This window comes from Facivitalis istanbulensis (assembly GCF_040560405.1).
Lineage (GTDB): Bacteria > Pseudomonadota > Alphaproteobacteria > Sphingomonadales > Sphingomonadaceae > Sphingomonas > Sphingomonas istanbulensis.
Genome location: NZ_JAVSCQ010000008.1, coordinates 35711 through 44907 on the forward strand (window position 1 = coordinate 35711; position 9197 = coordinate 44907).

The following is a 9197-nucleotide window of genomic DNA, read 5'->3' on the forward strand; positions in this document are numbered from 1 at the left end:
CAAGGAGTATCCGATGGGCATTTTCTCCCGCACCCGCGATATCGTCGCCGCCAATTTCGCCGACCTGCTGGACAAGGCGGAGGACCCCGCGAAGATGATCCGCATGATCATCCTCGAAATGGAGGAAACGCTTGTCGAGGTGCGCGCGTCCGCCGCCCGCACGATCGCCGACCAGAAGGAAATCCGCCGCCACATCACCAAGCTGGACCAGTTGCAGGATAGCTGGACGGAAAAGGCCGAGCTGGCGCTGTCGAAGGACCGCGAGGATCTGGCCAAGGCCGCGCTGCTCGAACGCCAGAAGGCCGCCGACATGGCCGACCAGCTCAAGGCGGAGGTGCAGGTGCTCGACGATGCGCTGCGCGCGTCGGAAGACGACATCGCCAAGCTGCAGAACAAGCTGCGCGAGGCGCGGACCAAGCAGAATGCGGTCCAGACCCGTCTGGAAAGCGCCAACAACCGCTATCGCCTGCGCGAGATGTGGAACGGCGCGAAGACGCATGACGCGTTCAGCCGCTTCGACATCCTAGAGCGCAAGGTCGACGAGGCCGAGGGCCGCGCCGAGGCGCTGGGCCTGGGCGCATCGCCCAAGACGCTGGAGGAGGAGATCGCCGAGCTGCATACCTCCGACCGGGTCGATGCCGAGCTCGCCGCGCTGAAGGCGCGCCTCAGCAAGGGGGAATGAGATGGAGGATTTCTTCAACATCGCCGTCCCCATCGTCACGATCTTCGTCGCGCTGCCCTGGCTGTTCCTCCATTATATGACCAAGTGGAAACAGGCGCCGAAGATCACCCATGAGGACGAGCAGTTGCTAGACGAGCTTCATCTGCTTGCACGGCGGCTGGAGGATCGGTTGCACACGATCGAACGGATCGTCGCCGCCGACCATCCCGATTTCAAGCCCGGCCTGTCGCAGTCCGAATGGCGTCCCGAAAACCGCCTCGGCCAGCACGACTACAGCCTCGATCGGAGGAACTGACATGAGCGCCAGCCGCACCCAATTCTATCTCGACAAGCAGAATGCCAGGTTCAAGGGCGTGTGCGCCGGGATCGCAGACTATACCGGCGTGGACGTGATGTGGGTCCGCATCGCCGCGGTCCTGCTGACCCTCTCCGGCGTCGGCATGCCATGGCTTCCGCTGGCCTATATCATGGTCGCTTGGATGGCGACGGCGAAGCCGATCGGGCTCTACCAGTCTGACGAGGACGCCAAATTCTGGCAGGGCGTGCGCAGCAATCCGCGCCGCTCGACCGCCGAGGTCCGCTCGAAATTCCGCGATCTCGACCGTCGGCTCGCCGATATCGAACTGCACTATACCAGCCGCAACCGCCAACTGGCCGACGAGATCGACAGCCTGCGCTGATCGTCCGGCCGCAATCCAATCTGAATGGGAGCAAGGATCATGATGTGGGGAGGACCGGGTTTCGTCCTGACGATTATCGCAATGTCGATGATCGGCTGGGTAATGACCACCTGGATCCGTGCGCGGCACGGCTACAGCCTGGACAATGAATGGGGCGTCACCGTCGCCAAGCCGGGCATGGCCGACGAACGCAAGGTCGAGCTGCTGACCGCCGAGAACCAGAAGCTGGTCGGCCAGCTCTCCCGGCTGGAAGAGCGGATCGCGGTGCTGGAGCGCATAGCCACGGACCCCGCCGAGCGGACCGCGCGCGAAATCGACGCGCTGCGCGATCGCTGAGCCGCGCCGCCCGTCCACACCGAATACCGACACGATAATCCAAAGGGAGGTACCGCTATGTCCGGCGGACAGTTCATGGCCGTTCTGATCGTCGCGATCGTGATGATCGCCAGCATCTTCAAGGCAAGGCAACGTCGCTCGATCGGCATGGATATGATCGAGCATCTGCGCGGCGAACAGGGGCGCGATGCCCAGACGCTGCGCTCCGAGGTGCAGCAGTTGAGGGAGCGCGTCCAGGTGCTGGAGCGCGTCATCACCGACCAGCACAAGAGCATCGACCTCGACCGCGAGATCGAACGCCTGCGCGACCGCTAATCCAGTCAGGGAACAGGGATGATGACCGATACCAATCTCTACATCGTTCTGGCGACCGCCGGGCTGGCGGGCCTGGCGATGATCCTGACCGCGGGTCTGGCCGGATGGCGCGGCTGGTTGCAGCTCAAGAGCCGCGAGTTCGACCGTGCGCACGAGATGCCCTATCCGGCCGCCAGTTCCGCCGCATCGCGGATCGAGATGGCCGACCTGAAGGAACGCATCCGCAAGCTCGAGGCGATCGCCGCCGGCGTCGATCTTTGAACCGGGCAACGGGATGGCCGGGGGAATGGCCCTCCCCTTCCCGCCTTTCCCGGCAGGTCCGGCTTGTCGCGGACGGACACAATCGGTAGCGGACGATGCCATGCCCGACCTTGCCGAAATCCGCGACGAATATGAATTTCTCGACGCCGACGATCGCTACCGCCTGTTGATCGATCTGGGTCGCGCGCTGGAGCCGATGCCCGAGGCGTTGAAGACCGAGGCGACGCTGGTGCGGGGTTGTTCGGCCTCGGTCTGGGTCTACCCGACCAAGGGGGATGGCGAGGGCCTGCATTTCCTGGCCGACTCCAACGCGGCGATCACCAAGGGGATCATCGCGCTGGTCCTGGCGACGGTGCAGGACAAGAGTCCCGCGGCCATCCTGGCGACCGATATCGAGGGCCAATTGGCACCGTTCGATCTGAAGAACCAGTTGAGCTCCAACCGGACCCAGGGGATTCCCAACATGATCGCGCTGATCCGCGAGACGGCGGGACGCTATTGAGGCGGCGCGCCCCGGCCTCCGGGGGCACGCGGGCCCGGGGCAGGGTCAGGGCTTTGGATCGCCGCCCTGCCTCAACCGCGCGGCGATCGCCTCGACATCCTCGTCGGGCGTGACGACCAGCCACTCGCCCGGTCGCCGCCCGTCCACCAGCGTCACCGCGTTCTTCGGGCACAGACCCAGGCATTTGGTCTCGACCACGCCGACCGGCGCCTTGCGCCCCTTGCCAAAGATCCGCTTGAGCGCCTTGGCCAGCGGCGTCTTGCCCTTGGGGCCAAAGCCGCCACCGACCTTTTTCGAACATTTTCCGCAGACCAGCACCGTCGCCTGCCACTCGGCCTTGGCGCGGCGGATCATTCGGGTTTCCAGCTACGGCGCTCCTCGGCGGCGCGCAGGACCTCATAGGCCGCCTGAACCTGCTGGAACCGGGCCGCCGCCTCGGGGTCGTTGGGGCAGATATCGGGGTGATTGGCCTTGGCCAGTCCGCGCCAGGTCGCGCGGATCAGGTCGAACTCGGCATCGGGCTCCAGCCCCAACGCATCGAGCGCCCGCATTTCATCCCGCGACCGGCTGCCATCGCCCGGCCCCGCCCAGGCCTGATGCTTCGACTGGGCATAGCCGGCGCTGGTCCGCCGCTCGGAGGCTTCGCGCGCGGCGGCCTCCTCGTCGCTCAGGCCCTGAAAATAATCCCAGCCGCGATTATACTCGGCGGCGTGCGCTTCGCAGAAATACCAGCGGTCGGGGCTGTTCGGCGATTTGGGGGCGGGACAATTGCCCGGCTGGTCGCAGCCATGCCGGTCACAGATACGCACCGGCTTGGCCTCCCGCGCCGCGCCATAGCTGCGCCAGCGGGGAAAGCCCCAGTCATTGGATCGGGAAGAGGAACGCGCCACGCGGGCCGATTTAGGCGAGTTGCGCGACGGTGCAAGCATCCAAAGTTCTGATCGGACACGACCTTATATAATTGCCCGATTCAAACGCCTTTCCATTCGGACCATACCCGCTGGTGAAATATATGGCGCCTTGGCGGGATGGCCGGATGTCCATGGCGGGTGCGACGTCGCCTGTCCGAAACCGGCAGGACGGCGATACGATGCCCCTTCCCGGCGGATGGGAGCGGCCGGACCGCGGCGACGCGGCCCGGCCACAAGCGGGCTTACGGCAATTGGAACACGATGCCGTTCACGCTGGCACCGCATCCGACCCCGCCATCGGGGCGATAGGTCTTCTGGAATCGCATCGACGTGAACGCCTTCTCCGCCGCCTGCGAGAAGATGAAGGGCGGATAGCTGACGAGCGTGCGCGTGTTCGTCACATGGCCGTCGGCACCGACGTCGAACTGATTGCGCACCCACCCCTCAAAGCCCCAACGCCGGGCCTCTTGCGGGAAGACGTCTGGCCCGGGCATCACCACCGGCTTGGGCTTGGCATCCAGGGTCGCGCACTGCGAGGCCGCCAGCCCGCTTTTCTCAAAGGTCTGTCGCGCCAGCGCCAGATCGCCCTCGCGCTTCGCCGCCGAGGCCAGACGGATCAGCGCGCCGACGCGCAAGGGATCGCGCGGGTCCAGCCCCGGATCGTCGGCCACCTGTTGCAGATAGGGCGCGCCATATTTCTCGTTGCTGTGATCCGCGATCCGCAGGCGCAGCGCGGCGCGGGCCTGCGGATCGTCGGCATAGGGCTTCTGGGTCAGGAGCGGGGCCATGACCGCGGCATAGCGGCCTCCCCCGCGCCAGTCGCGATCGCGCCCCTCCTGCGCAGGGATGGCGAAGAGCAGTCGCGCCATGGCGGGCATGTCCGATGCGGCCGCCAGCGGTTCGACCCGCGCGATCAGGGCGGCGCGCTCGTCGCTGCCAAGCGTCGGGTTGTCGAACATCTGCGCCGCGGCGGCGAGGATCGCGGGGGCCTGCCCCCTGGCCTCGGCGGCGGCCAGCGCGGCACGCTGCCGGCCGAGCGCGACACCGCCCACCTGGTGCCCCTGCGCCGGGGCCGCCACGCCCTTCTTGTCCACCCATTCGGCAAAGCGCGCCGTGATCGCCTCATTGACCGAGGGACGGCTATAGGCGGTCGAGCAGCGCATCTCGAGCCGGACGCTGTACCGGAAGAAGGGCGGCAACGTCTTCAACTCCTCGGGCGACCAGGCCCAGCCCTGCACGGCGCGGGCAAAGGCCAGCCCCTTTTCGCCGCCACCCGACGAATAGACCGGCTCGACGCCGAAGACCGAGCCGTCATCACCGACGCCGAACTGGACGACCGCGACATCCTCGGGCTTCAGATCGGCCTCGCCACCGCATTCGGGGGGCGTCATCAGGCTGGCGGGCCGGAACATCCCCTTCCGCGATCGCCCCGCGCCCGTATAGGCCATATATTCGCGCGCCGTGTCGTCGCGATGGGCCAGCAGCGCAGCGATCGCGGCATCGGATCGCGCGGCGACATCGCGCAGGTCCACCCGGCTCAGCGTCATCCCGCCGAGCAGCGAAACCACCTTGGGCGCGATCCGGTTCGCCTCGTCCAGATGGCCAATATTCATCGCTAGCCGCATCCGCGCCTGTAGCAGGCTGGCCTGGTCGACCTTGCCAAGCGTCATCCGGGACGCGATCGCGTCGGCCCGGTCGAGCGTGGCCAGCGCATCCGCCGGATCGGTGAAGATGCGAACCCGTGCGCCCGCCAGCATCGCCGCCAGCCGCCCGACATCGGTCGGGGCCTCGGCCTCCGCCTTGGCATATTCGGCCGAGGCATCGGCATAATCGAGCGAGTCGGCCGCGATCCGGCCCAGCATGATATGCGCATTCTGCCGATCCTCGGCGAGCGAGGCATCGGCGGTCGGCAGCACCGCCAGGCCGGCGCGGATCGTGGCCGCCGCCTCGTCCAGCTGGCCCAGCCGGAATTGCGCTCCGCCCTTGCGCACCATGGCGATCGCCCAGGTCCGGTTCCCGGATTTCACCCGTGCCGCCAGCGCGACCCACGCGGCCAGCGCCGCCGCCGCATCAGCGCCCTGGTCCAGCGCGGTCGCGGCATCATAATCCTGCTGCACCGTCGTCCCAGGGGCGGGCGGCGACGCCTGTTGCGCGGCCGCGGCCACGCTGATGGCCGCGGCCGCCCCTATCAGCGCGGCGCGCGCGAATCGTCCTGGTACCATGGTGATCAAAGCCCTCCCAAGCCTTGTGAAGGCGGCAGGCTGCCCCAGATCGGGGACGAAAGCCAGAGGGCCTGTAAGCCGGGTTCTGTCCACCGGCGCGAGGCCGGATGGGCGACCATTCTTCTAGGACGATGCTTGCACATCGCCTCAAGCAACCAACCCGGACGGCGGGCGGGAACACGCCCCGACGCTTTCGCGCCATGCCATCCCTATTCGGTCTTGCTCCCGGTGGGGTTTGCCATGCCGTTCCCGTTACCGGGACCGCGGTGCGCTTTTACCGCACCCTTTCACCCTGACCTGGCCGAAGCCGTGGCCGTCTGCTCTCTGTGGCACTGTCCCTGGGGTCGCCCCCGCCGGGCGTTACCCGGCACCGTCGTTCCATGGAGCCCGGACTTTCCTCGCCCCCGGTTCCCCGGGGCCGCGGCCGCCCGGCCCTCTGACTGGGCGCGGCTGTAGACGGATTGTGGCGCAGGGCAAGGGCTTTGTGGCGGGACAGCCGCGCGGCCCCGCCTCAATCATCGCCCTGCGGACGCGGCAACAAGAGCGCGAGCAGGATCATGCGGCATTCCGCGTCGATCTCGCCATCGATCAGTTCGGGGCGGAACCGCCGCTGGAACGCCATGATCGCGGCCATCCGGTCGGTCACGTCATAGCCGAAGCGCTCGAGCGCGAGGCAGAAGCCCGCCTCGGTCCACATCGGGTCCATCAGATTCCTGGTCGGGCGCGGCAGCGCCAGCCGCCGCCGGGCCAGCGCCCCCCAGGGAAACAGCTCGCCCGGATCGCGCTTGCGGGCAGGTGCGATATCGGAATGGCCGACGATATTGCCGCGCGTGATGCCATGCCGCTTCTGGATATCGGCGACCAGTTCGATCACCGACACCATCTGCGTCTCGGGAAAGGGACGATAGCCCCAGTCATGGCCGGGATTGACGATCTCGATCCCGATGCTCGCCGAATTGACGTCCTCGATCCTGCGCCAGTGCGAGCGGCCCGCATGCCAGGCGCGATCCGCCTCATCGACCATGCGCAGCACCGTGCCGTCCTCTTCGACCAGATAGTGGCACGACACCTTCGCCTCGGGATCGCGCAGCCGCGCAATGGCGGAGGCCCCGTCCTGCATCCCGGTATAGTGTAAGACGATCATCGTGATGGGTAGGGTACGCGCGTCGTAATTGGGCGACGGCGTGTCGACGATCGTCATGCAACCTCCTGAACGGCCCCGGGTCCGCCGCCCGTGTCTAGCGCCATCGAAGAGCCAGCGATACGCCCTCGTGCATCACGCCGTGGTCCGTGCGGGATCCTCGGACTTGCCATAGACGCCGCGCAGGTCGGACCGGATCTGGAACAGGCTGGTCTGGCCGATCACCGTCTCCCCCGCGCCCAGCAGCAACCCGCCCGTGTCACGCAACGCGCTGGCCAGTGTGCGGAACGCCCGCGCCTTGGGACCGGGCGCGAGATAGAGCATCACGTTGCGGCACAGGATCGCATCGAACGCGCCGCCCGGCGGGGCGTCGCCGATCAGGTTCATCTGGCGAAAGCTGACATGGCGCAGCAATTCGGGCCGCGCGGTCCATTCGCCGTTCGGCTGCCCCTCGAACCAATGGACCAGACGACGGATCGGCAGGCCGCGCTGCACCTCGAACTGGGTGAAGCAACCCGACTTGGCCCGCTGGATCGCCGCTTCGGAAACATCGGTGGCGACGATCTCGGGCATGGGCGCGCCGCTCATCTCATGCCGTTCGGCGAACAGCATCGCCAGTGACAGCGGTTCCTGCCCCGTCGAACATCCCGCGCTCCAGATCCGCGCGCGCCGCCCGTCGCGTTCCGCCGCGGCGGCCAGCGCGACGACCTGGTCGAACACCATCTGGTCGCGAAAGAAGGAGGTCTCGCCATTGACCAGCGCATCGATCACGCGGTTCGCCAGCGGCGGGTCCCGTCCGTCGAGCAACGCCAACACCAGTTGGTCGAGCGTGTCGAAGCGTCGCTCGCGCATCAGCGGCAACAGGACGGTATCGACCCGGCTCGAACGGTGACTGGCGATCTGCTGGCCCGTGCGCGCCTCGAGCAGCGCGGCCAGCACGGCGATCGCGTTGTTCGACGCCGGAATGACCGGCGCCGATGCCGGGAGCGCGGCGGACGGCACCGACGGTGCCTGCGGCATGGTCTGGCGCAGCCCCGGCGTCATCATTGCCCCATCGCCCCCAGCATCGCGCCGATCGCGTCGGGCGGCAGGACGGCATCGGCCAGCCGCTCGCCGACGACCGCGCCGGGCATCCCCCAGACGACCGAACTGGAGCGGTCCTGCGCGATCACCGTGCCGCCACAGCGCTTGAGCATCCGCGCCCCCTCCAGCCCGTCACGGCCCATGCCGGTCAGGACGACGCCCAGCGCGTCCGCTCCCCATATATCGGCCATCGAGGCGAACATCGGATCGACCGACGGCAGATAGCCGCTGGGCACCGGATCGCGCAGCAGCCGGATCGACGTGCCGCCGGCGGCCAACCGGACAAAGGTGACATGCGCATCGCCCGGCGCGACGATGATCCGCCCGGCCCGCAATCGCAGCCGGTCCTCGGCCACGTCACAGGGACGCCCCGCCATATTGGCCAACTGCGCGGCAAAGAAGGGCGTGAAACTGGCGGGCAGATGCTGGGTCACCACGATGGGCACGGCCATGTCCGCCCCCAATCGGCTGAGCAGTTGCGCGAGCGCATGGATGCCGCCGGTAGAGGCGCCGATGCCGATGACCTTGGGCGACGGGCGAAGCGGCGCGGCGGTCGCGCCGGTGCGCGGCGGTGGCGGGGCGATGGACGATGGCGCGCCGCCACGGCGTGCGCCCAGCCCCGTCAACGCCTCCAGCTTGCCGAGCAAGGCCGTACCGAAGGCGTCGAGGCCCTGGGGCTGCGGCTTGACCAGCGTATCGGCCGCGCCGTGCGCCAGCGCCTGCACCGCCGCCGCGCCGCCCGAGGGCGTGGAACCGGAAACGATCAGGATCGGCGCATCCCCGCCCGCCGCGAGCAGCCGGGGCAGCGCGGTGATGCCGTCCATGCCGGGCATGGCGACGTCGAGCAGGATGATGTCGACCGAATCCGCCGCCAGAAAGGCGAGCGCGGCCTCGACATGCGCGACCGCCCCCGCGACCCGGAAGCGGGTATCGGGCTCGATCGCCCTGGCGATGACCGCGCGCGCGACCGCCGAATCATCGACGATCAGGATGCGTGCCGCCGCCTGAAGGGCCAAGGAAGGGGATGATGCCATGCCGACGCGCTCCGACGTCCGCCTGCCGGG

Annotated in this window: 13 protein-coding genes and 1 other RNA gene; 7 read left to right on the forward strand and 7 right to left on the reverse strand. The window is 68.0% G+C overall.

Annotated features, from left to right (window positions below; all coding sequences use genetic code 11):
• The first annotated feature begins 13 nt into the window (after positions 1 to 13).
• From pspA to RN629_RS07175, 7 genes are all read left to right on the forward strand, one after another.
• Complete coding sequence (pspA, locus tag RN629_RS07145; RefSeq protein ID WP_407034581.1) at positions 14 to 682, forward strand: phage shock protein PspA; 669 nt, start codon at positions 14 to 16, stop codon at positions 680 to 682.
• 1 nt (position 683) lies between these two features.
• A complete protein-coding gene (pspB, locus tag RN629_RS07150; protein ID WP_407034582.1) occupies positions 684 to 977 on the forward strand; it encodes an envelope stress response membrane protein PspB in 294 nt (97 codons plus the stop codon).
• A gap of 1 nt (position 978) precedes the next feature.
• A complete protein-coding gene (pspC, locus tag RN629_RS07155; protein WP_407034583.1) occupies positions 979 to 1362 on the forward strand; it encodes an envelope stress response membrane protein PspC in 384 nt (127 codons plus the stop codon).
• Between the two features lie 39 nt (positions 1363 to 1401).
• Complete coding sequence (locus RN629_RS07160; protein ID WP_407034584.1) at positions 1402 to 1698, forward strand: hypothetical protein; 297 nt, start codon at positions 1402 to 1404, stop codon at positions 1696 to 1698.
• A 75-nt stretch (positions 1699 to 1773) separates the two neighbouring features.
• Positions 1774 to 2013, forward strand: coding sequence for a hypothetical protein (locus RN629_RS07165; protein WP_407034585.1), 240 nt, complete (start codon positions 1774 to 1776; stop codon positions 2011 to 2013).
• Between the two features lie 21 nt (positions 2014 to 2034).
• Positions 2035 to 2274: a hypothetical protein gene (locus RN629_RS07170; RefSeq protein ID WP_407034586.1), complete on the forward strand. Its 240-nt coding sequence runs from the start codon at positions 2035 to 2037 to the stop codon at positions 2272 to 2274.
• A gap of 100 nt (positions 2275 to 2374) precedes the next feature.
• Positions 2375 to 2776, forward strand: coding sequence for a SufE family protein (locus tag RN629_RS07175; protein WP_407034587.1), 402 nt, complete (start codon positions 2375 to 2377; stop codon positions 2774 to 2776).
• 45 nt (positions 2777 to 2821) lie between these two features.
• Here the strand turns inward: RN629_RS07175 and RN629_RS07180 are convergent, their stop codons facing one another.
• The 7 genes from RN629_RS07180 to cheB form a co-directional block, all read right to left on the reverse strand.
• Positions 2822 to 3130 (reverse strand): (2Fe-2S) ferredoxin domain-containing protein, encoded by a 309-nt coding sequence (locus RN629_RS07180; protein WP_407034588.1) that lies wholly within the window; start codon positions 3128 to 3130, stop codon positions 2822 to 2824.
• Entirely contained in the window at positions 3127 to 3705 is a 579-nt protein-coding gene (locus RN629_RS07185; RefSeq protein ID WP_407034589.1) for a J domain-containing protein, read from the reverse strand. The genes RN629_RS07180 and RN629_RS07185 overlap by 4 nt, the downstream gene beginning before the upstream one ends.
• A gap of 224 nt (positions 3706 to 3929) precedes the next feature.
• Entirely contained in the window at positions 3930 to 5909 is a 1980-nt protein-coding gene (locus RN629_RS07190) for an energy transducer TonB (RefSeq protein WP_407034590.1), read from the reverse strand.
• Positions 5910 to 5967: 58 nt separating this feature from the next.
• Positions 5968 to 6349: RNase P RNA component class A (gene rnpB, locus RN629_RS07195), an RNA gene on the reverse strand.
• A gap of 71 nt (positions 6350 to 6420) precedes the next feature.
• Positions 6421 to 7110 (reverse strand): N-acetylmuramoyl-L-alanine amidase, encoded by a 690-nt coding sequence (locus tag RN629_RS07200; protein WP_407034591.1) that lies wholly within the window; start codon positions 7108 to 7110, stop codon positions 6421 to 6423.
• A gap of 75 nt (positions 7111 to 7185) precedes the next feature.
• On the reverse strand, positions 7186 to 8097 hold the full coding sequence (locus RN629_RS07205) for a CheR family methyltransferase (RefSeq protein WP_407034592.1): 912 nt from the start codon (positions 8095 to 8097) through the stop codon (positions 7186 to 7188).
• Positions 8094 to 9167 (reverse strand): chemotaxis-specific protein-glutamate methyltransferase CheB, encoded by a 1074-nt coding sequence (cheB, locus tag RN629_RS07210; RefSeq protein WP_407034593.1) that lies wholly within the window; start codon positions 9165 to 9167, stop codon positions 8094 to 8096. Before cheB ends, RN629_RS07205 begins: the two co-directional genes overlap by 4 nt.
• Positions 9168 to 9197 lie beyond the last annotated feature (30 nt).